General features: G+C 40.4%; 1 protein-coding gene. It reads left to right on the top strand.

The genetic code is table 11. The features are described from left to right. Nucleotides 1–250: integrase core domain-containing protein (locus tag AABK37_RS42165; protein ID WP_432557297.1), on the top strand; the 250-nt coding region annotated here is incomplete at both ends.

The raw sequence follows: 250 nt of genomic DNA, 5'->3' as shown, positions 1-250 counted from the left end.
ACATCGAAAGTCTTAACGGCTTATATCGTCGACACATCCTGGATGCGCATCTCTTTGAAACACTCGATGAGGTACGCCACGTCACAGAAGAATGGATTGAACATTACAACACAGAAAAACCACATGAGTCTCTCGGCGATTTAACGTCAAGGGAGTATTTGTTGAAATATGGACAACTCGATAAGTCTATTTCAAAGGAAGAGTTGACCACATTCCAACAAATCGACAGCAACAACAATGAAATTTTAAC

The sequence above is a fragment of the Tolypothrix sp. VBCCA 56010 genome, assembly GCF_050875635.1.
Classification (GTDB): domain Bacteria; phylum Cyanobacteriota; class Cyanobacteriia; order Cyanobacteriales; family Nostocaceae; genus Hassallia.
Note: the sequence above shows the minus strand (reverse complement) of the source record. Positions and strands in the feature narration are given on the sequence as shown.